Origin of the sequence: Vulcanibacillus modesticaldus, from assembly GCF_001730235.1 — a bacterium.
Lineage (GTDB): Bacteria > Bacillota > Bacilli > Tepidibacillales > Tepidibacillaceae > Vulcanibacillus > Vulcanibacillus modesticaldus.
In genome coordinates this window covers 1-22,850 of record NZ_MIJF01000006.1, presented here as the reverse complement: position 1 = coordinate 22,850, position 22,850 = coordinate 1, and the positions used below count along the sequence as shown (strand labels likewise).

The 22,850-nt window shown below is 33.2% G+C and carries 21 protein-coding genes; 10 read left to right on the top strand and 11 right to left on the bottom strand.

All coding sequences use genetic code 11. The features are described 5' to 3' along the window. Positions 1-179 precede the first annotated feature (179 nt). The 3 genes from BHF71_RS01845 to BHF71_RS01835 all read left to right on the top strand — a co-directional run bounded on the left by BHF71_RS01845 (position 180) and on the right by BHF71_RS01835 (position 3,977). On the top strand, positions 180-1,559 hold the full coding sequence (locus BHF71_RS01845) for a tryptophanase (RefSeq protein WP_069655973.1): 1,380 nt from the start codon (positions 180-182) through the stop codon (positions 1,557-1,559). A gap of 175 nt (positions 1,560-1,734) precedes the next feature. Further along, complete coding sequence (locus tag BHF71_RS01840) at positions 1,735-3,129, top strand: sodium-dependent transporter (RefSeq protein ID WP_069655972.1); 1,395 nt, start codon at positions 1,735-1,737, stop codon at positions 3,127-3,129. 152 nt (positions 3,130-3,281) lie between these two features. After that, positions 3,282-3,977 carry an aspartate/glutamate racemase family protein gene (locus BHF71_RS01835; RefSeq protein WP_069655971.1) on the top strand — a complete coding sequence of 232 codons (696 nt, stop codon included), beginning with the start codon at positions 3,282-3,284 and terminating at the stop codon, positions 3,975-3,977. Here the strand turns inward: BHF71_RS01835 and BHF71_RS01830 are convergent. Both BHF71_RS01830 and BHF71_RS12015 read right to left on the bottom strand, forming a co-directional pair. Beyond that, a complete protein-coding gene (locus BHF71_RS01830) occupies positions 3,966-4,712 on the bottom strand; it encodes a sulfite exporter TauE/SafE family protein (RefSeq protein WP_069655970.1) in 747 nt (248 codons plus the stop codon). The genes BHF71_RS01835 and BHF71_RS01830 overlap by 12 nt on opposite strands. A 165-nt stretch (positions 4,713-4,877) precedes the next feature. Then, a complete protein-coding gene (locus BHF71_RS12015; protein WP_176717277.1) occupies positions 4,878-5,030 on the bottom strand; it encodes a hypothetical protein in 153 nt (50 codons plus the stop codon). Positions 5,031-5,257: 227 nt separating this feature from the next. On the opposite strand from BHF71_RS12015, the gene nuoE reads away from it, so the two are divergent. The 4 genes from nuoE (at position 5,258) to deoD (ending at position 11,069) form a co-directional block, all read left to right on the top strand. Further along, entirely contained in the window at positions 5,258-5,731 is a 474-nt protein-coding gene (gene nuoE / locus BHF71_RS01825; RefSeq protein ID WP_069655969.1) for an NADH-quinone oxidoreductase subunit NuoE, read from the top strand. Between the two features lie 12 nt (positions 5,732-5,743). Further along, positions 5,744-7,597: an NADH-quinone oxidoreductase subunit NuoF gene (gene nuoF, locus BHF71_RS01820; protein ID WP_069655968.1), complete on the top strand. Its 1,854-nt coding sequence runs from the start codon at positions 5,744-5,746 to the stop codon at positions 7,595-7,597. Further along, positions 7,597-10,293, top strand: a complete 2,697-nt coding sequence (gene fdhF, locus BHF71_RS12215) for a formate dehydrogenase subunit alpha (protein ID WP_483855418.1) — start codon at positions 7,597-7,599, stop codon at positions 10,291-10,293. The genes nuoF and fdhF overlap by 1 nt, the downstream gene beginning before the upstream one ends. Positions 10,294-10,367: 74 nt before the next feature. Then, entirely contained in the window at positions 10,368-11,069 is a 702-nt protein-coding gene (deoD, locus tag BHF71_RS01805) for a purine-nucleoside phosphorylase (RefSeq protein ID WP_069655965.1), read from the top strand. 53 nt (positions 11,070-11,122) lie between these two features. On the opposite strand, the gene copZ is transcribed toward deoD, so the two are convergent. Then, complete coding sequence (gene copZ, locus BHF71_RS01800; RefSeq protein ID WP_069655964.1) at positions 11,123-11,353, bottom strand: copper chaperone CopZ; 231 nt, start codon at positions 11,351-11,353, stop codon at positions 11,123-11,125. A gap of 32 nt (positions 11,354-11,385) precedes the next feature. Beyond that, on the bottom strand, positions 11,386-13,830 hold the full coding sequence (locus BHF71_RS01795; RefSeq protein WP_069655963.1) for a heavy metal translocating P-type ATPase: 2,445 nt from the start codon (positions 13,828-13,830) through the stop codon (positions 11,386-11,388). Between the two features lie 312 nt (positions 13,831-14,142). Between BHF71_RS01795 and BHF71_RS01790 the strand changes: the two genes are divergently transcribed. The 3 genes from BHF71_RS01790 to BHF71_RS01780 all read left to right on the top strand — a co-directional run bounded on the left by BHF71_RS01790 (position 14,143) and on the right by BHF71_RS01780 (position 15,879). Continuing rightward, positions 14,143-14,544: a secondary thiamine-phosphate synthase enzyme YjbQ gene (locus BHF71_RS01790; protein ID WP_069655962.1), complete on the top strand. Its 402-nt coding sequence runs from the start codon at positions 14,143-14,145 to the stop codon at positions 14,542-14,544. A gap of 31 nt (positions 14,545-14,575) precedes the next feature. After that, positions 14,576-14,986, top strand: a complete 411-nt coding sequence (locus tag BHF71_RS01785) for a carbonic anhydrase (RefSeq protein WP_069655961.1) — start codon at positions 14,576-14,578, stop codon at positions 14,984-14,986. Positions 14,987-15,204: 218 nt separating this feature from the next. Beyond that, entirely contained in the window at positions 15,205-15,879 is a 675-nt protein-coding gene (locus BHF71_RS01780; RefSeq protein ID WP_069655960.1) for a YneB family resolvase-like protein, read from the top strand. Positions 15,880-16,204: 325 nt separating this feature from the next. On the opposite strand, the gene BHF71_RS01775 is transcribed toward BHF71_RS01780, so the two are convergent. The 7 genes from BHF71_RS01775 to BHF71_RS01750 form a co-directional block, all read right to left on the bottom strand. Then, a complete protein-coding gene (locus BHF71_RS01775; protein WP_069655959.1) occupies positions 16,205-16,525 on the bottom strand; it encodes a hypothetical protein in 321 nt (106 codons plus the stop codon). Between the two features lie 170 nt (positions 16,526-16,695). Beyond that, positions 16,696-16,923, bottom strand: coding sequence for a leucine-rich repeat domain-containing protein (locus BHF71_RS01770; RefSeq protein ID WP_245683803.1), 228 nt, complete (start codon positions 16,921-16,923; stop codon positions 16,696-16,698). Between the two features lie 5 nt (positions 16,924-16,928). After that, positions 16,929-17,063 carry a leucine-rich repeat domain-containing protein gene (locus BHF71_RS12545; protein ID WP_425425365.1) on the bottom strand — a complete coding sequence of 45 codons (135 nt, stop codon included), beginning with the start codon at positions 17,061-17,063 and terminating at the stop codon, positions 16,929-16,931. A 110-nt stretch (positions 17,064-17,173) separates the two neighbouring features. Continuing rightward, positions 17,174-17,569, bottom strand: a complete 396-nt coding sequence (locus BHF71_RS01765; RefSeq protein WP_069655957.1) for a hypothetical protein — start codon at positions 17,567-17,569, stop codon at positions 17,174-17,176. A gap of 47 nt (positions 17,570-17,616) precedes the next feature. After that, entirely contained in the window at positions 17,617-17,949 is a 333-nt protein-coding gene (locus tag BHF71_RS01760; RefSeq protein ID WP_069655956.1) for an S-layer homology domain-containing protein, read from the bottom strand. A gap of 615 nt (positions 17,950-18,564) precedes the next feature. Next, entirely contained in the window at positions 18,565-21,354 is a 2,790-nt protein-coding gene (locus tag BHF71_RS01755) for an AAA domain-containing protein (RefSeq protein WP_069655955.1), read from the bottom strand. A gap of 169 nt (positions 21,355-21,523) precedes the next feature. Continuing rightward, entirely contained in the window at positions 21,524-22,507 is a 984-nt protein-coding gene (locus tag BHF71_RS01750) for a hypothetical protein (RefSeq protein ID WP_069655954.1), read from the bottom strand. Between the last annotated feature and the right edge of the window lie 343 nt (positions 22,508-22,850).

The following is a 22,850-nucleotide window of genomic DNA, read 5'->3' as shown; positions in this document are numbered from 1 at the left end:
CTTACTCTTAAGACGTAAGTGATCTAATAATTGTTTCAAATAAATTTGTATCATATAAATTTAAATTCTAACTATGAAAAATAGTAAAATTCATAATTTACTATATATTTTTTTGACATAATGATATTATTTTTTATATATGTCTCTTTAACTAAGATAGATAGAAAGGGTGACGAAGAATGTATTATGAAGCAGAACCATATAAAATTAAAATGGTAGAACCAATTAAACAAATTCCTCGAGAGGAGCGGATAAAAAAAATCATTGAAGCAGGGTATAATCCATTTGCTTTACGTTCCGAGGATGTTTATATTGACTTAATAACAGATAGTGGTACAGGGGCAATGAGCGATAGACAGTGGGCAGGATTGATGCTTGGTGATGAAGCCTATGCTGGAAGTCGAAATTATTATCACTTAAAAGAAGTAGTCAATGATTTAATCGGCTATGAATATGTAATTCCAACTCACCAAGGAAGAGGAGCCGAACAAGTTTTATTTCCTATCTTAATTGAAAAACCTGGACAATATGTTTTAGGGAATATGCATTTTGATACCACAAAAGCACATATTGAACTTTCTAAAGGTAGGGCCTTAAACTTTGTAATCGAAGAAGCTTATGATACAGATTTAGAACATCCTTTTAAAGGAAATTTTGATTTAGATAAATTAGAAAAATTCATAAATAAACACGATAGGGATGAAATTGCCTTTATTTTAATTACGATTACATGTAACAGTGCAGGTGGCCAACCGGTATCAATGGAAAATATTAAAGGTGTAAGTGCAATTGGCAAGAAATATAATATCCCAGTATTTTTTGATGCTGCAAGATTTGCTGAAAATGCATATTTCATTAAACAAAGGGAACAAGGTTATGCAGATAAGTCAATCGAAGCTATTATTAAAGAAATGTTTAGTTATGGAATAGGATTAACTATGAGTGCTAAGAAAGATGGTCTAGTTAACATTGGAGGAATGTTAGCAATAAAGGATAATGAAGAATTATATGATCAATGTAGAAGTATGGTTGTTCCTATGGAGGGATTTCCAACTTACGGTGGTTTAGCAGGCAGGGATATGGAAGCCCTTTCATTGGGATTAAAAGAAGTTGTATCTGAAGACTATCTTAGTCATAGAATTGGACAGGTTGCCTACTTGGGTAAATTATTAGACGATGCCGGCGTCCCAATACAAAAACCAGTGGGAGGACACGCGGTATTTGTAGATGCAAAAAAATTCCTTCCTCACATTCCACAAACTCAATTCCCAGCTCAAGCATTAGCTGTTGAATTGTACATTGAAGCAGGTGTTCGTGGAGTAGAAATTGGGTCATTACTACTAGGAAGGGACCCAGAAACAGGAGAAGAATTAATATCGCCAGTCGAATTTTTGCGACTAACTATTCCACGTAGAGTTTATACTGATAATCATATGAAGGTTATTGCGAATGCCTTAATTAATATTTATCAGAGAAGAGAAGAACTTAAAGGACTGCGATTTACATATGAACCTAAGGTACTTAGACATTTTCTTGCACGTTTAGAACCGGTTGAATAAAGATTCAATTGCAATAACATTTAACTCTTTATCATCTAGGATGGTAAGGAGTTTTTTTATGGATCTCTAAAAAATTGAAATTTTTCTGAAATTTTTACTAGCCTAACCTAATATCATCGTGTATAATAATTTAAAGCAGTGAAACATTACAACTTTTAAATGTTAAGGGAAGGTGATGAGATTGGATGGAAATGTAACAAGCCAAACTAAACAGAGGGAGCAGTGGGGAACCCAGGTTGGGTTTATGTTAGCAGCAATTGGTTCAGCAGTCGGCCTAGGTAATATATGGAAATTTCCTTATATTACTGGAGAAAATGGTGGATCGGCATTTATAATTGTTTATTTATTTGCAATTGCACTTATCGGATTACCTATTATGTTATCTGAGTTTTTAATTGGTAGAAAAACACAAATGAATGCTGTAAGTTCATTTAAAGAATTAGCTCCGAATAAGCCTTGGTATTTAACAGGGTTAATGGGTGTTGCAGCAGCATTTATTATCCTATCGTTCTATGGTGTTGTAGCTGGTTGGGCACTAAATTATACATTCGAATCATTAACAGGTAAGATTTTATCCGTTGCACCTGAAGAATTGGGAGCTCATTTCGGAAGTTTTATCTCTGAAACTTATTCACCTATTTTATGGCAATTATTATTTATGTTATTAGTTATCTTAATTGTTGTTGGAGGTATCAATAAAGGAATTGAAAAATGGAATAAGTTTTTGATGCCTACGCTGGCTTTATTAATCGTAATAATTGCTATTAGAAGTGTTACGTTATCTGGAGCAAGTGCAGGATTAGAATTTCTTTTGAAGCCAGATTTCAGTGCTTTAAAACCAACTTCCTTCTTAATCGCTTTAGGACACGCATTTTTCTCTTTAAGCTTAGGAATGGGTACAATGATAACTTATGGTAGTTACGTACCAAAGGATCAGAATTTGCCAAAAGCAGCACTTTGGATATCCGGTGCAGATACACTGATAGCACTCTTGGCAGGATTAGCAATATTCCCAGCAGTGTTTGCCTTTAATATGGAACCTAATGCAGGTCCAGGACTTGTGTTTATTACATTACCAGCAATATTCCAACAGCTACCAGCTGGTCAGTTCTTTGCAATATTATTCTTCTTATTATTAACTATTGCTGCATTAACCTCAGCTGTATCTCTTTTAGAAGTGCCTGTTGCATATTTTTCAGATAAATTTAACTGGTCACGAAAACAAACTACTTGGTTAATAGGAACAATTATTTTTGTTATGGGTATTCCTTCATCGCTATCGAGTGGTGTGATGAAAGACTTTAAAATATTTGGTAAAAATTTCTTTGATGCCGCGGATTTTTTAGCTTCAAATATTTTACTTCCTTTAGGTGGACTTTTAATCGCGTTATTTGTCGGATGGGTTATGAAATCTAAAGATGCAGTTGAGGCTGCTGACTATGAAGAAAAAGATACCTTAGGAAGACTTTGGTATTATGTAGTTAAATTTGTTGCACCTGTTTTGATCTTCTTAGTACTTCTGAATCTAACTGGTATTTTAACAAAAATATTTCCATTTCTTTCAGAATAGATCTTAAGGATCCCCCAAAATAGAGCACTGCAAAAATGCAGTGCTCAAATTTTTTTCTCTGAAGGATATTTTCAAATACTGACTAATTATTTAAAATTTTAGTATTATTAAGGAAAGTTTGTTAAATATATTTTAAGTAGGGAGCTGATTATTTGAAAACGATTGGATTACTTGGCGGAATGAGTTGGGAATCTTCTCTAATTTATTATCAACTTATCAATGAACTAGTTAACCAAAGAAAGGGTGGGTTACATTCAGCAAAATCTTTAATGTATAGTGTCGATTTTGAAGAAATTGAAAGGTACCAAAATCAGGGAAAATGGGAAGAAGCTGCTCAAGTGTTAGTTGAAGCTGCTAAGAACCTTGAAAGAGGAGGAGCAGATTTTTTGGTTCTATGTACAAATACTATGCACAAAGTAGCAAATGAAATAGAAAAAACACTTACCATTCCAATGTTACATATTGCTGACGCAACTGCTGAAGTAATTATTTCTCAAGGGATTAAGAGGGTTGGGTTACTTGGTACAAAATACACATTGGAAGAAAATTTTTATAAACAGCGTTTAATTGAGAATTATGCTTTAGAAGTAGTAATCCCTAAAAAACCAGATATAGAATTGATTAATCGTATTATTTTTGAGGAGTTAGTATTTGGGAAAATAAATGCCGAATCTAAAAATCATTTTTTGAGAATAATGTATGAGTTGGTAAATAAGGGGGCTGAAGGAATAATTCTTGGTTGTACCGAAATAGGCCTTTTGATAAAACAAGAAGATATTTCAACCCCATTATTTGATACAACATATTTACATGCATTAAAAGCTATTGGATTTGCATTAAGTAAATAGTTTTATAGCCATTAATGTTACTGTAATAACAAGAAAAATGCGAATCCACTTATCTCCCTTATCCATTGCGATCTTACTCCCTAGCCAGCCACCAATTCCATTACCTATAGCTAAGGTGAACCCTAAACTCCAGTCAATTTGGTTATTGACAATAAATATCGTCAGAGATGACAACATATAAATAAGGACAACAAAAACCTTTATACTGTTTATCTTTACTAATGGTAAGCCAGTTATGATGACTAAACTAGCAATTATGATAAATCCAACTCCAGCTTGTACAAATCCACCATATACTCCAACAAAAAAGAAAACGAACATTGCCATGAGATTCCTTTTCAGAGAGCGATATTCTCGTGCAGCTTGAATTTTTTTGTGGGGTTGCCATAATGTAATTATTAAAACGATAACCATTATAATAGCTAAAATTTTATTAAAAACTTCGTCAGGAAGAGAAATTGCTAGATTTGCCCCAAGAATCGATCCGATCAAGGCTGGAATTCCTAGCATTAAACTAAATTTCCAGTCAAAATAACCATTTTTACGGAAGTTAAGGATAGCCACTATATTTTGTACTGTTAGTGCAATTCGATTTGTACCATTGGCGACAGCTGATGGAAGTCCTAGAAAAATTAGTACTGGCATCGTTAGCAATGATCCACCACCCGCCATAACATTTAAAAATCCTGCAAGGATTCCAGTAATAAGAATTAAGATAATCTGGATAAATTCCATTCTAATAACTCCTTTTTTGGATTTATTTCCACATGTATTACATATCAATTTTATTATAAATATTTAATCATTTAAATCATTTAATTATTGATTTTTAATAATATTTTAAATATAGAAATAGACTATTGAGTTTAAATCAATAGCCTACCGATTAAAAGGTTACGTCTACTCTTCATCTTTATCAATCATTAGATTTTCTTTATCAACAACTATGTTTTCAGTGCCAACAATTGCTTGTTCTAGCGGTTTACCATCTCGTAAAAATTCATTTTTGTTACGTGGTGATTTTTTTTTATTTGCTTGTTCTTTTAATGCCATCTAATCAGCTCCTTTCATAAAAATCATTGTACTCATGATAAGTATGTACATCAGAAAAAGTTTTATGTAAGTAAAGTAAATATCTATACCTCGATATTTTTATAAAATTATAAAATTTTTTGTTATACAAAAAATTTAAACAAGTATTATAATTATGTATGAAAGCGTTTACTATTCTTGTTATTTTATATTTGCGAATATAACAATAACGATCAAAGGAGGAGAAGATTATTAGTAATTTAATAGATAAAAAAGATATTGATCTAGAGAAAATATTGAATATGTACGTTGGTCATAATGGTTCATTAATTCCAATTTTGCAGGCAACTCAAGAAATATATGGGTATTTACCGAAAGAAGCTATGAAAAAAATTGCAAATTTTTTAAAGCTTCCATACAGCGAAGTATATGGTGTTGCAACTTTTTATGCACAATTTCGTTTGCAACCCCGTGGTAAACATATAATTAGAGTTTGTTCAGGGACGGCTTGTCATGTTCGTGGTGGTGATAATATTTTAAAGTTAATAGAAGAGGAATTAGGAATCAAAAGCGGTGAAACCACAGCTGATTTACGATTTACTATAGAGCCTGTTGCTTGTTTAGGGGCTTGTGGTCTTGCGCCTGTTGTTATGATAGATGAGCAAACCTTTGGAAGAGTGACAAAAGATAAAATTAGTAAGTTGCTCGACCAATTTCAATAAGGAGGTAACAATTTGAAGAGTTTAAAAGAGTTGCGTAATCATCTGCGTTATAAATATCTCAAGCTAAATAGACCTCGGGTCTCTATCGGAATGGGAACTTGTGGAATAGCAGCAGGTGCTGAGAAAGTAAAGAATGAGTTTATATCTGAAATTAAAAAGCATGGCTTAGACGTAGAGATAAACATTACGAGTTGCATAGGGATGTGTTATAGGGAAGTTAATGTGGAAGTGGATATTCCAGGAAAAGAGAATGTTGTCTATGGCGATATTACTCCAAAGAAGGTAGAGCGAATTGTTGAACAACATATCATCAATGGTAATCCGGTAATAGAGTGGGCGGAATTTCAAATGTTAGCTGAAGATGGAACAAGTATTCATCCTATTCCTGATATGGAACATACTCCGTATTATCACCTTCAAACCCGTGAAGTATCAGCAAGATGTGGTCGGATTAATCCTGAAAATATTGAAGAATATATCGCAACTGGAGGGTATGAGGGATTAGAAAATGTTCTAAAACAAACACCCCAAGAGGTGATAAATAATCTTAAAAGATCAGGATTACGTGGTAGGGGAGGGGGAGGTTTTCCTACGGGACAAAAATGGCAATTTACTCGCGATGCTAAGGGCGAAAAAAAATATATTATTTGTAACGCTGATGAAGGTGATCCTGGAGCATTTATGGATCGCAGTATATTAGAGGGGGATCCCCATTCAATAATTGAAGGTATGATAATCGCTGGATACGCAATAGGAGCTAGTGAAGGTTACATTTACATTAGAGCTGAGTATCCCTTAGCTATAAAGAGGTTGCAAATAGCTATTAATCAAGCAAAGGAACAAAGACTATTAGGTTATAATATTTTAGATTCGGGATTTAATTTTCAGATTCATATTAAGGTAGGTGCAGGAGCATTTGTATGTGGTGAAGAAACTGCACTTATAAATTCAATCGAAGGAAAACGAGGAATGCCAAGAATACGTCCACCTTTTCCTGCTTTAAAAGGTTTGTGGCAACATCCGACTAACAACAATAACGTTGAAACTTACGCCAATGTTTCTTTGATTTTCCGAGAAGGAGTAGAATGGTATTCATCTATTGGGACTGATAAAAGTAAGGGTACAAAAATTTTTAGCCTAACTGGTAAGATTGCCAAAACAGGTTTAGCAGAGGTGCCAATGGGTACAACATTGCGTCAAATAATATTTGATATTGGTGGAGGTATTAAAGACGGGAAAAAGTTCAAAGCTGTTCAAATTGGTGGTCCTTCTGGAGGATGTTTGCCTGAAGATTTACTAGATCTGCCTGTAGATTATGATTCTCTTATTGAAGCTGGAGCAATGATGGGGTCTGGTGGTTTAGTAGTTATGGATGAATCAACTTGTATGGTTGATGTAGCACGTTATTTTTTAAAATTTACCCAAAGCGAATCATGTGGAAAATGTACTCCTTGTCGAGAAGGAACAACCAGAATGTTAGAAATATTAGAGAGAATTACCGCTGGGAAAGGAAAAATAGAAGACTTAAATCTCTTAGAAAGACTAGCAAGAGTGATGAAAACAACTTCGTTGTGCGGTCTTGGTCAAACAGCACCTAATCCAGTTTTATCTACCTTGAGATATTTTAGGGATGAGTATTTAGCACATATTGAGGAAAAACGATGTCCTTCAGGTGTGTGTTCTAATTTAATTAATTATCGAATAGATCCAGAGAAGTGCGTTGGTTGTACTGCGTGTGCCAGGGTTTGTCCTACTGGTGCAATCTCGGGAACTAAGAAACAACCTCATGTTATCAATACCGAAATTTGTATAAAGTGTGGAGCTTGCATGGATGCTTGCAAGTTTGATGCTATTACACGAATATAATGAGAAGGAGAGATATAATGTCTAATGTTACCCTAACGATAGATGGTAAACAGATAACTGTACCTGAAGGTACAACTGTCATACAGGCCGCTGAAAAGTTGGGAATTAATATTCCAGCCCTATGTTATGATCCAGAGTTGAGTTTATCTGGCTCATGTAGAATGTGTGTGGTAGAAATAGAAGGAATGAATAATTTGCCTACATCATGTACGACTGTTGTAAGAGAAGGTATGAATGTTAAAACTAAATCTGCTGCCGTAGTAGAATCTCGTAAAATGATACTTGAATTATTAATAGCAGATCATCCATTAGATTGTATGACATGTCAAAAGAATGGAAACTGTTTACTTCAACAATATGCCTATGAATATGATGTAAAAGAGATATCTTTTCAAGGAATAAGACACGATTATCCAATAGAAACAGATAATCCGTTCATAGTTAGAGATATGAACAAATGTATAAATTGCGGAAAATGTGTACGCGTTTGTTCAGAAATACAAGGTAGAGATGTTTTGAATTTTGCTTACAGAGGATTCGATACAAAAATTACGGTTGATTTAGATTTAACATTGGCAGAATCAGACTGCATCTTTTGTGGAAGTTGTGTAGCAGTATGTCCAACTGGAGCTTTATTAGAAAAGAATATGATTGGAAAAGGAAGAAGTTATGAAGTAAAGAAAGTGAAAACAACTTGTTCATTCTGTGCTGTTGGATGTAATTTTGATTTAAATGTTAAAGATGGAAAAGTAATAGGGGTAACATCTAATCCAACTAGCGCTGTCAATGGTAAGCACCTTTGTGTAAAAGGTAGATTTGGCCATGACTATATCCATAATCCTAATAGACTAACGACACCTTTAATTAAAAAGAATGGTGAATTTGTAGAAGCTACATGGGACGAGGCTCTAAATCTTGTGGCAGAAAAATTTTCAGAAATTAAGAAAGAGTATGGAAATGAGTCAATAGGCGTACTAAGTTCAGCTAGATGTACAAATGAGGAAAATTATTTAATGCAAAAATTCGTACGGGCAGTAATAGGTAATAATAATATAGATCACTGTGCTCGTACTTGACATGCTCCAACAGTGGCAGGTCTTGCCGCTTCATTTGGTAGTGGAGCTATGACTAACTCCTTTAAAGATATTGAAAATACCAGTTTGATTTTTTTAATCGGTTCTAATCCAACAGAAGCACATCCAGTACTTGCTTTAAAAATGAGAAAAGCTATTCGTAATGGTGCTAAATTAATTGTTGCTGATCCAAGAAGGACTGAAATGGCAGACATTGCCGATATTTGGCTTCCATTAATTCCTGGTACAGACATTCCGCTATTGAATGGATTAATGCATATTATTATCAAAGAAGAGTTGTGGGATAAAGAGTTTGTAAAGAGTAAAACCGAAAATTTTGAAGAGTTAATAGCAACAGTTGAGAATTATCCGCCTAGTGAGGTTGCTAAAATTACCGGAGTTAATGAGGAACTGCTTTATCAAGCTGCACGTCTATATGCAAATACTTACGAAGCTTCAATATGTTACACTCTAGGAATTACAGAACATGTTACGGGTACGAATAATGTAATAAACATAGCAAATTTAGCAATGTTGACTGGTCACTTAGGTCGTAAAAATGTGGGCGTAAATCCCTTGCGTGGCCAGAATAACGTCCAAGGTGCATGTGATATGGGTAGTTTACCTGATGTATTCCCAGGGTACCAAAAAGTATTCAATAAAGAAGCCCGTCAGAAATTTTCTAAAGCATGGGGTGTGGAGTTATCTGATAAAGTTGGTCTAACAATACCTGAGATGTTTGATGATGCAGTAAACGGTATTATTCGAGGAATGTATATTATGGGTGAAGACCCAGTACTAAGTGATCCGGATAGCAATCATGTCCGAAAAGCGCTAGAAAACTTAGATTTTCTAGTAGTTCAAGATATTTTTATGAATGAGACGGCACGTCTAGCAGATGTGATTTTACCAGCATCAAGCTTTGCGGAGAAGGATGGTACCTTTACTAACTCTGAACGTAGGGTTCAAAGGGTTCGTAAGGCCATTGATCCAATAGGTAATTCCAAACCGGATTGGCAAATTATCTGTGAATTATCTTCACGGATGGGCTACGAAATGCATTATCAATCTGCTTCAGAGATTTTTGATGAGATGGCATCGCTCACACACATCTATGCCGGTATGGATTACCAACGCCTAGACAAAAATGGCTTACACTGGCCTTGTCCTACAAAGGATCATCCAGGCACTGAAGTTCTTCATGTTGGAAAATTCACCAAAGGAAAAGGAGTCTTCATTGGAATTGATCATATTCCTCCTGCTGAATTACCTGATGAAGAATATCCATATTATTTATCTACCGGTAGAAGGTTTTACCATTACAACTTAACTACTCAGTATTCCTCTAGCTTGAGTGAATATCATCCGGAGGAATTAGCAATGGTAAACCCAAAAGATGCTAAACGATTAGGTATCAAAAAAGGAGATAAAATTAAAATTACCTCAAGAAGGGGAGAAGTAATTACTAGTTTTGAAATAACGGATCGGGTAACAGAAGGGACAATATGGATGTCATTCCATTATCGAGATGTTCCTACTAACGTCTTAACTAACGGTGTATATGACCCCGTGAGTCATACAGGAGAATACAAAGTTGCTGCAGTTAAGGTAGAAAAAATATGATTTTACAATTGCATAATTTATTACATTAAGGTTATACTTTCGTAGTAAGGCTAATTTATGGAGGTATTAATAATATGAGTGTACACATTGGAGCTAAAGAAGGGCAAATAGCTGAAACAATTCTCTTACCCGGAGATCCGTTAAGAGCTAAATGGATTGCAGAAACATTTCTTGAAGACGTAACCCTATATAATGAAGTAAGAGGAATGTACGGATTCACTGGTACTTACAAAGGAAAAAGGGTTTCTGTACAGGGTACTGGAATGGGAATACCATCGATATCAATCTATGCACATGAGTTAATTAATAGTTACAAAGTTAAAAATTTAATAAGGGTTGGAACTTGTGGTTCACTTCAACCTGATGTAAAGATTAGAGATGTAATTTTGGCGATGAGTGCGTCAACAGACTCTAATATTAATAAAATTCGTTTTAATGGAAGGGATTATGCTCCTACAGCAAGTTTTGAATTACTGAAGAAAGCCTATGATAAAGCCCAGGAAAAAAATATTAATGTTAAAGTTGGTAATGTCTTTACATCTGATACCTTCTACAACGATAAACCTGATTCTTGGAAAATTTGGGCTGAATTTGGCGCATTAGCTGTGGAAATGGAGACCGCAGGTCTGTATACGCTAGCATCCAAATTTGGAGTAAATGCCCTAACGCTACTAACTGTTAGTGATAGTTTGGTTACTGGAGAAGAAACAAGCGCTCAAGAGCGTCAAGAAACATTCAGTCAAATGATTGAAATTGCTCTAGAGTTAGCAGAATAAAAAAAGAAAAGGGAGGAACGAAATGTTCTTCCCTTTTCTAATACTCAATTAATTTAAGCAACGCTGTAGCCAGCATCTTCGATAGCTGCCTTTATGGCATCAACAGTTACTTTGCCGCTGTCGTAAGAAACGTCTACTTTTTTAGCTTCGATGTCAACAACAGCGGATTTAACTCCGTCTAGTTCGCTTAGAGCTTTTTCAATACTGCTTTTGCAGTGTCCGCATGTCATTCCCTCTACAGTTAAAGTTATTTTTGTTTCATTATGGCTACTACAACATCCCATTATGAATTCCTCCTTAAATAAATATTTTTATTTTATTTAAACCCTTTCATGGGGTCAAAGCTTTTTAGTAAAGTTGAGTTGGTAACAACTGATACTGAACTGAAGGCCATAGCTGCTCCAGCAAGCACAGGACTTAAGAAACCTAAAGCTGCGATAGGTATGCCTAATGTATTATAAATGAGCGCCCAGAATAGATTTTGCTTTGCCTTTCTCATGGTCTGACGACTTAAGCGAATAGCAGCTACAATGCCTCGTAAATCACCTCGCATGAGGGTGATATCAGCTGCTTCCATAGCAACATCGGTACCAGTTCCAATCGCAATTCCGATATCGGCAGAAGCGAGGGCAGGGGCATCGTTAATACCGTCACCAACCATTGCCACAACGTAGCCTTCTTTTTTCAACTTATCGACATTGGAAGCTTTGTCTTCAGGCAGAACTTCGGCTAAGACATCTTCAGGTTTAAGACCTACTTGACGGGCAATAGCTTGAGCAGTTCTAACATTATCACCTGTAATCATCATTACCCTTAGTCCCATTTTTTGTAGAGCTTCAATAGCTTCTGCAGAAGTATCCTTTACAGTATCTGCAACAGCCACTAAACCAACTAACTGATTATTTATGGCAATCAACATTGCTGTTTTTCCATCATTCTCTAATTTCTCCATATCCTTTTCATGCTCAGAATATGAGATATTCTTTTCATTCATTAATTTTCTAGTACCAACATATACATGGTATCCTTCAACTGTAGCTTCAATTCCATGACCTGGAATTGCGTGAAAAGATTCAGGATCTACCAATTGACTTCCTCTAGCCTTAGCACCTGCTACAATCGCTTCAGCCAATGGATGTTCAGAATTTTTTTCCGCAGATGCGGTAATTCTCAATAATTTTTCTTCATTCCATTCCTTGGACAAAGAAATGATATCTGTTAGCTCAGGTTCCCCTTTGGTGATCGTTCCGGTTTTATCAAGGATTATCACTTGAGTCTTATAGGCATTTTCAAGATGTTCGCCGCCTTTAATCAGGATACCGTTTTCCGCACCTTTACCAGTACCGACCATAACTGCGGTTGGTGTAGCTAAACCTAAAGCACATGGGCAGGCGATTACCAGAACAGCTGTTGCATAAAGAAGAGAGCTAGTTAAATCGCCAGTAATTAGATACCAAATTGTGAAAGTTAGAACAGCGATAAGTACAACCGCAGGTACAAAGTAGGATGAAATCTTATCTGCCATTCTTTGAATAGGCGCTTTGGAGCCTTGGGCATCTTCAACAATCTTAATGATCTGAGCAAGAGCAGTATCTTTACCTACCTTTGTTGCCTTGAATTTAAAAGTACCATGCTTGTTTATAGTTGCTCCAATTACCTCATCGCCAACCTTTTTCTCTACAGGAATACTTTCTCCTGTGATCATGGATTCATCTAAACTGGAAGAACCATCGACTATAATACCGTCAACAGGAACCTTTTCTCCAGGACGAACGACAATAATATCATCTACAATTACATCTTCGATAGCAATATCCATTTCTTCGCCATCACGAATGACACGAGCGGTTTTTGCTTGTAATCCCATCAATTTTTTAATAGCTTCAGAAGTTCGACCCTTAGCAACTGCTTCAAGAAGCTTACCTAAGATAATTAAAGTAATGATAACGGCAGCAGTTTCATAATAAACCGTTGTTTCTCCAATAACATCTCCCCAGAATGTGGCGAGAATACTATAAAGGTAAGCAGCTGAGGTTCCTAAAGCAATAAGTACAGACATATTGGCTGACTTATTTTTTAAGTTGTGGTAAGAATCAACGTAGAATTGCCATCCAGCATAAAATTGAATAGGTGTTGCTAGGATTAGCTGAAAATATTTATTAAAGAATATGGACGGCAAGTTCCATGAAAAGATCTCTGCGAACATATAAAGAACGAGAGGTGCTGAGAGAACAGCAGAGAAGATGAACAGTCTCTTTTGCTTTGCAATTTCACGTTCTCTAGCTTCTCTTTCCGCATCCGCGGAGCCTTCTTCATCAGTAGAAAATGCCTCATATCCTAATTTTTGAACAGACTGTTTTAACTCGGCAACAGTAATAACATTTTCGTTATATTCTACCATTGCCATCTCCATTCCAAAGTTTACGGTAGCTGATGAAACGCCATCGAGGCTATTTAGTTTCTTTTCGATTTTTTGTGCACAGTTAGCACAGGTCATTCCAACAATCTTTAATTTAACCCTTGACTTTGGAACAGAATAACCCAGCTTATTGATAATTTCTTCAAATTGAGCAGGGTTTGCTTCGTCTGGGTTATATATCACAGTAGCCTTTTCAACGGCAAAGTTGACGTTGGCATCTGAGACACCAGGAAGCTTCTTTAAACTTTTCTCAATCTTTAAAGCACAGTTGGCACAGGTCATCCCATGAATCTTTAGGGACATCTGTTTGGTTGTTTTTGCTTCTACTTTTGTTGCTCCCATAAATTAAGATCCTCCTTTCTTAATTACAAGATCATTATACAATACCTCAGTAGGGTATTGCAAATGTTTTTTTAAAAAAATTAATATGAAAGGATTATTATAACTATATATAATAATTATATTAATATGATACCCAGTAACGGTATAAATGTGATTGTAGTGGTAAAATCCATGGGGTATATGTTTATAATTATTAATGTATGGACACGGAACCTTGAACTTTATAAAATTTGAATTAGACTTTTCAAGCCTTACTATGTAATATTATTATCAAAGTTTTTAATAATGTTTATTAAGAGAAGGTGGGTATGCATGGAACACAAGATAAGTATTCAAACCACAAAACGTGATGAAATGATCGAAATAACATCAGAAATAAATAAACTAATAAAACAAGAAAAGATAGAAAAGGGGATAGTGGTAGTTTATTGTCCACATACTACTGCAGGAATTACAATTAACGAAAATGCTGATCCTGACGTTATTCATGATATATTGATGAGATTAGACGAAGTTTTTCCATGGTATCACTCAAGAGATCGTCATATAGAAGGGAATTCAGCTGCTCATTTAAAAGCTAGTACAATTGGTTCCTCTCAAACAGTTATAATAGAAGATGGAAAATTAACTCTTGGCACATGGCAAGGTATATATTTCTGTGAATTTGATGGCCCTAGAAGAAGGAACTATTACGTTAAAATTATAAAACTTTAGCTGTAAAAGCATCCAGATAAGGAGGAAAATAATGAGGAAGTTTGTAACAGTGATAAATTGTATGGATGGAAGAGTGCAAAAACCTGTAATAGGGTACCTTAGTGCAAAATTTTCAGCTGATTTTGTAGATATGATTACTGAACCTGGACCAAACAAGATTTTAGCGGAAAATAAAGACCATACTATAATTCAATCAATAAAAAGAAGAATCAAGATTTCGGTAGATAACCATAAATCAAAGCATATTGCAATCGTAGGACATTATGATTGTGCTGGAAATCCTGTCGATGAGAAGATACATATACAACAAATACGCGAAGCAATCAAAGTAATACAATCCTGGGATTTAGATGTTAATGTAATAGGACTATGGATAAATCAGGACTGGCAAGTTGAAGAGGTAAGGCCTAGTCATTCCGGTAAATTATTTTCCAAAAATTGAATATTTCGTAGTTAAAAAATTAAAATAGCTAAAAAACGACCTTCTAAATTCGGTTTTAAGCCGTTTTTTTATAAAAATAGTGGTAAAGTATATAGGTTTTATAATAATTTCATAAAAACCAAATATGAAGGGCATAAGAAAAAAAGCGTAAATTAAATATTAAAAGAATGTATTTGCTAGTAATTGTTGACGAAAAAGTAAATATTAGGGGAGATATTATGAAAGCTCTAGTATATTCTCGAGTTAGTACTGAAAAAGAGAGTCAGACAACTAGTTTGAAAAGACAGTCAGAGGAAGGAATAAAATTTTGCAAAAAAATGGGATGGGATATTGTAGATGTAATTGAAGAACAAGAAAGTGGTTATGAAATAGATCGGGAAGGAATATATATCTTATTAAATCTATTAAAAAATAAAGAAGTTGATGTAATTGTCGTACAAGATGAAACTAGAATTGGAAGAGGGAATACTAAAATCGCTATACTACATCAAATTAAAAAATATAATTGTAAAATATATTCATTGGAACATCAAGGTGAACTCATCTTATCTGAAATGGATGGGATGATATTGGAAATATTAGCAGTTATCGAAGAATACCAAAGGAAATTAAACAACAGAAAAATTTCAAGAGGAATGAAAAGGGCGATAGAATCAGGATATCGTCCAGAAAAAAACTTAAAGAACATTGACAAAGGGGGGAGGGATAAAAAAGAAGTTCCAATAGACGAGATAATTCGTTTAAGATCTTTAGACCTGACATTTAAAGAAATTGCAGCAACATTAAGAGGTTTTGGTTACGATGTTTCAAAAGCAACTGTACATAGAAGATACCAAGAATATTATATGAATAATATGAAAGAAGAAGATGTAGATAGAAAATACATAGAATAATAAATAACTGTAAAACAATGTATTAGAAGTTGAAAAGAGACCAACCATATAAAGAGTTTTGGTTTCTTTTTTTTATTTTTCAAATGGATTTCATTAAAATCAATCGCTAATCGTTAGCAGATTTATCACTAAATTTTATTCCGTCTCATTATCCTAAGAATACTAAACGATTGAGACCACTAAAACTAAGAACATATATTCTAATTTTGAGTCCGATAATATATATTATGTAAACTAGAATAGAAAAATAGAAGGACGAAACCATAAATTGTAAGTTTTCGTCCTAGTTCTCACTACCTGCTTTTTATATGTGAATTATATATAATTATTTATGTGGATTTTTATAGTATGGGTTTATCCTTACATTCTGATCCTTAAAAACATCACCGTATCTTCTTAATCTTCCTTCTTCAAATAATTTATATGCATTTCCTTCTTTTGTTTTTGATAATTTTGGATTCCTAAAATTCCCTGATTTATCTAAATACCATTCTCCATGCTCAAGTCTATTTATGCCTCTTTGTTTCATTTCTTTAATTATGGGTTCGAAACTTTTACCATTTAATTCATTTCTATCATAATGCAATATTCCTAGTTTACGTAATCTTTCTACAGAATATTGATATAAAAATTCTTTCATATCCATTCTAATCACTCCTTTAATAATATCTTTAATAATATCTTTTCAATTTTCCGAAAATCGAATCTTATGACTTTTAGTTATCCCCCTTTCTTTATTTGAATTTTAGTTATATAATGCTATTTAAATATAATACAAACTAAGATAAAAAAGATTCAAAGTATTTTAAAATGATTTTACTTGTAAATAATTGTTTTTTCTAACTCTTCAAGAGGAGTATAATCGGTAATTGGATTTTTCCAAATATACAAGACATCTAAGTTTGACGATAATTCCTTCAATGGAGTTACATCATTTATTTGATTGTTATTCAAAAATAACGAATCTAAGCTTCTTAATCCTTTTAATGGAGATATATCGCTAATTTTGTTAAAATCCAAATGCAAATTAGTTAAACGATACATGTTCTTCAAAGTGTTATATCACTAATATTATTTTTAGAGAGGCGCAACTCATACATATTCGTCATTCCACTCAATGGGCTTATATCACTAATTTGGTTGTAATCCAATTCCAAAGTACTTAAATTTTTTAGTCCTTTCACAAAACTTATATTTCTAATATTGGAGTTAGTGAATTTCAATACATCCAAGTTATATAATTCTTTCAGAGGACTTATATCGCCAACTTGGATAGAAGACAATTCCAGATATTTTAAATTTGGGAAAATTTCAAATCATCCAGAGATTTTATATTTCCATCATGGTATGAACTAAGAAATAAAAAATGAATACCTTCTAAATCTGTATTAAATATTTTTCCTTCTTTTCTATCTAGTATATCCCGTACTTCTTTTTCAATAATTTTATCTTTAAATACAATAACATATGGTTCTTCAATAGGAATTCCACTAATAGCTCTATATGCTTTTATTTTTTCTAGAAGTGTGTTTTGGCTATCCTTTAAGTTTATATTTAATGCTCTATAAGAAATATCAACCATACTTCCTCTTGTAAAAATATTATTATTTCTACTAGTTAATCCAATAGTATTTGCAAACTCTATCGCATTTGCCCATTCAAAGTCTCCTTTTGTATCAGAATAGCCCAATGCTCTTAAAACAAATGTAACATAATCTCTTTCAGTTGCTATATTTTTTAACCGAAAGTATCCTCACTCAATCCTTTTGTAATGTTATTTTGGAACAAATACCCTACGTATTTATCTGCCCAATTAGGTACATCAACAAATGGATGTTCATAATTACCTTTCAAAACCTCTTGCTCTACTCCTAGCAATCTAACCATCATCACAGCTATTTCCACTCTAGTAGGTTGTCTTTCTAATTCAAAGCCCTTATCAGATCCTTGAAATAATCCTAACTCTTTTAATGCTTCTGCGCTTTCTAAGTCTGTTTGAGGATTCGCAATAACACTTGTACTCAATATACTAATTAGAATGATTAATAATACTACTATTTTTTCTCTCATTTTTTTTAAATACCCCCACTCATTTTTTCTTAATCCAGGATGCCTTAGTTAAAGAATTGCAATTAGATTTTCTGTATGACTAAACAACATATTCACTAATTAACTAAATCATCCGAATTATATCAAATTATATTTGAAAAACTTATCGAAACACGTCGAATCTTAAAAATATTTTAAAATTACTGTAAATTCAATAGAAAAAGCGACAATTATTAATGCAATTTAACAATTAGTCATACAAATCATACTCCCAAGCCCATAACATTCCTGTTATTCCTTAGGTAAGTATATTTTCTTCTGATAAAAACGTTGCTGGATTTTCAGGATTAGGTTTAAATAATTTAATAAACTCAAAGAAACTAAATATTAAAAAATCAATTAAAATATAAACCAAACATGTGCATCATGCTTACATTTGACCCACAACGAGATAATTATTCCTAGATATAGTGCGGTAATCAGAAAAAAACTAAAATACAATATTAATAGAGCATCTGATTCTATGGGCATTACACTCCCCTCCCCTCTTAACTTAGTTTGTTAAATTCCCGCTACAAAACCCTTTACTTTTATTTAGTTATAGTACGCATATTTAGCGTTTCAATGATTTTTTGGCTAACTGGAAAGCTTAATTATCTTATCAAGTTCTTCTATAAGTTTTTCTTTTTCTCCACTTTCATTAGTAGATATTCTAATTATTCTAAGCTGATTCTCTTTCAATATCTTATCTTTTAATTTATCCCTTTGAAGCTGCTTAGGATTATTTTGATGATACTTTACACCATCTACTTCAATAGCTAGAACTGGTTCCTTATCGAGTTTATTGTAGATCAAAAAATCAACGTGGGTCCAAGGATTTTCAGCGAATCTCCTCTCTTCTTCTGATAGTTTAGAAAAGTCCTTAATGATAGAATGAAGTGGAACATGGATAACACATTTGAATGAACTGAATTTCGGGTAGGATAAAACCTCTTCAATAACGCTATACATAAGATTTTCTGACATATATTCAGAAACGTGCTTAGTTGATTTCATTATTTTAAGTAGCTTTTTTGAATACTCACTATATAGTAGATCAAACACTGAGATTTTTTGGCTTTCGATAATGGCGGAACTTAGTGAATTATACTCAATATATCTGATTAAATCACCGATATAAGTTCCGTGTTGTTTAAATAATTTATTTGACGTAACGATTATGAGTTCCTTAACAGCCCGGGATACGGCTACGTTGATTAAATTGGGGTCATCAATAAATGGTGTAATTTCATTTGCTACAGTTGTAAAAATTATGGTGTCCTTTTCGCGACCTTGGAATTTATGTACAGTGTCAACTTCTAATTCTGGATGTTTAATACGTTTCTTAATTTCGGTTACGTGCCGCCTGTAGGGAGATATAATTCCGATATTTTTTAAGTCATTATATTTATTCTTATTGGCAGCAAAAATTTCGTCTCTTATAACTTCAATTTGCCTTACGTTGTACCTACCCTTTTCATCACTTTGTATATCAATACGTTCGTGATTACCTGGTGCAGTCTTATATAATTTCAGAGGTTTATCATCTTGCTTTTCTTCAGTCATAATAATAAGTTGGTTATCATAAAACTTCTCATTACAGAACCCAATTATCTTAGGTTGACAACGATAATGTTCTCGCAATAGAGTCTTGGGCAAATCTTCCTTATATAATTTATTTAGCGATGCAATAATGCTATTGTTTTTATAGTTATAAGCTTCACTAACGTTAAGTTTGTAGAATAATTTGTCACTTATTTTTTCAATCTCAGTAGGAACAATTTGTGGCAATTGTTTTACATCCCCAACAATAACAACATTTTTGCAACATGAAAGTGCTAATGAAGCTGTGACTAAGTCAACCTGCGATGCCTCGTCAATTATCAAATAGTCAAACAAATAATTATTAGGAGCACTGTTCAATATAGAGTGTGTTGTACTTAGAATAACTGGATAATCTTTGATAAAATTCTTGAATTTATGTTTATAGTTTTTAATTGTGTAAATTTTTCTGGATGAATTTGAATACCTTTTATGTATTGAAGCTTTAAATAGCTTTGTGGATACCTCGGTATAATCCTTCATTAGTCCTTCGTAGCTTTTATTTTTAAGGTTATCTTTTAAGGCAGATATTTGTTTTTCTCTTTCCTCAATACCTATTCTATAGTAGTCTCCTTTGAGAGAGGCAATAACATCCTTTTGATTTTTAGCAACTAGATTTAATTTATAGATACCGTACCTAAAGAAAAGAAATGTTTTTTCCATGAATTTCTCTTCTCGTCCTGTTAAAAAAATTCTTTCAAAATGAGTAATGAAATCTAAGATTGAATCAGAAGACCATTTTTTATGAAATGAATAACTTGATGGTGGTATATAATTATACTTACCTTTGAATTGTTTATCGAAATAGGTTTGTTCAACTTTTAGTTTGGAGACCTCTTCTTGTAACTGTGCTATTTGATTCTGATCCGCAAGTAAGGCTTCTAAGGTTTCGGAAATTCTGCTAAGCTCTTCCGATAATAGTTTAATATCTTCCAATTCTTCAGACCAATCTGATATATTTGGAATAGCTGATTGTTTATTATCAAAAAAATCTTTTTTGTTGATTGAGTTGCCTAGTAAAGCTGTAATAAAACCATATCCATTCTTTTCAAGCTTTTCCTGTACATTTGAAGTAGCAGAATTGTTATTGGAAACAACTGCAACAGTTTTTCCCTTCATAACAACATTTGCAATGATATTTAATATTGTTTGTGTTTTCCCTGTTCCAGGAGGTCCTTCAACAATACTAATAGTACTTTCCAAAGCAGTTTTAACAGCTTTCTTTTGACTTAAATTCATTCCAAATGGAAATATTGGTACATCATCATTTTTCCTTGATTCTAATGATTTGCCAGATAAATAAGTGGATAAGACACTCTGTTCACTCACTTTCGTGAGCTTATCATATTGATCTAGTAATACTTTTTTACCATCTTCCGTAACGTTCAGATATTTTGAGAGCTCTTTGAAGTAATCGAAAATAGCTTTTGATTTTTCAAATATTAGAATTGAACTTTGAAAAGACACTCTTGATTTATGATATGTGGTTGTATTTTTATTATTATCAATGATTCTGATATATTCTCCAAAATCAAGTACTGAAGAAACGTTCTCAATTGGAATCTCATCAATATATACAATCAAATTTTCAAGATTAATAATTTCAGGATCTTTAAACACACGTATATTTACAAAATTATATTTATAAACCTTATTAGTTCCCGAATAGGTAACCATAATAACTCGATTATTTAAGTATTCTACCGAACTAATTTTAGTGGTTTTATCTTCAAATTCATTTGTTTGTTTATTTTTAATCAAAATCAAATTTTTATAAATATTCATCATATTCTCCCGTTCTCTCGAAAAATTCAATCGCGTGTTTCTACAAACCGAATCGCCATTGCTACCATCATCGCAATTACATAACCTACATTAGTTATTGGATATATGATATGTAGTAAATTGTCCTAAAAAACAGGATGATCGTCTTTCGTTGTTGTATTCTTTACGTTTATATAGTAATTAAACCGTTCGAATCCATGTTTAAGTCCACTAATTCAAAGTCATAAGTTAAAACGTTCATTGTTAAAACAAAGGAATCATAGTAACGACCGTTATTTCCATGCCATTCTGTAGCCATTCCTAAGTTAATGTGAGAAGGAGGTGTTTCAACTAAGAAAATTCGATTACGTTTGTTTAAATCCAGTTGATGTTTTTCAAAGTTGCTTTCAGATACCATTCCTAACTCTTTATATTTATCTATAGGATACAAGTTCCAATAGTTAGTTCGGAAGTTGTTGAAATTCGAATCCATCCAATAATTTTCTCGTCTAGGTCTGAATTTATAGTTTACAATAGTATTCCACTTTTCCCATGGCTCATTAATAAAATTTCTTAAATATACGTTAGGATTTACACCATTAGTATCAGGTGGAAAATTAGGATTATTAACAACATACAAGTCACGTGATAGACCCAAGAATCGCCATTCTTCTGTTGTTTCGTCGTAATCGTTAGTAAATCTAGTTACTTCTGATACGTCCTCTGGTCTTCCCCACTTAATTACGCCGAATTCACGAATTGCTTTAAAGTCTAAAGGATACTTTTTATTGAAATACTCAATTTCAAGAGGAAAAGATGGATAGCGTTCATCTCCTGAAGGATACATAGAATTTAAATAAGCATAAATATCTTCGTCAGACCATATGTAGTTACCGTTTTCGTCTACTTCGTTAATTCTATCATAATCATTCCTTAAAGGTACAGAAATATCAATTACGTTCCTTTCGGGAGGTGGGACTGCAGGTAAACCTATTCCCTTTTCGACTATTGCTTCTATAGCTTTTTCTGTATAGGTTGTACTACTTCTGAGCATTTCTTTAGCTTCTTCCTTTTGAGTAGATGTTAACTCCTTTACACTTCGTATATTATATTGGGAAAATAATAAGTTAGAAAATTCTTCAATAGCGTCTAAATTCTCTTTTTTAACATACATACTCGAAAAATATCCATTTACATCTTCTAGAAAAGCCGATTTTACAGGATACACAGGTAACATTGATATTAATACTAATGTTAAACTTAAAAATAAAGCTTCCTCGCTAAATAATATTGGATTAAAAAAAATCTAATAGACCATACTGGTAATAATCTATGAAAATAATACTGGAGGTATGGTCAATGTTACACACTCAAGAAGATTTAGATATGTTTCAAGAAGCATTAGATATAAAGGATCCATGGTTTGTTAGTTATAAAGAATTTAATAAAGAACAAGAACAACTTCATATTTATTTAAATTTTAAACGAGGAGCTAAGTTTACTTGCCCTCATTGTGG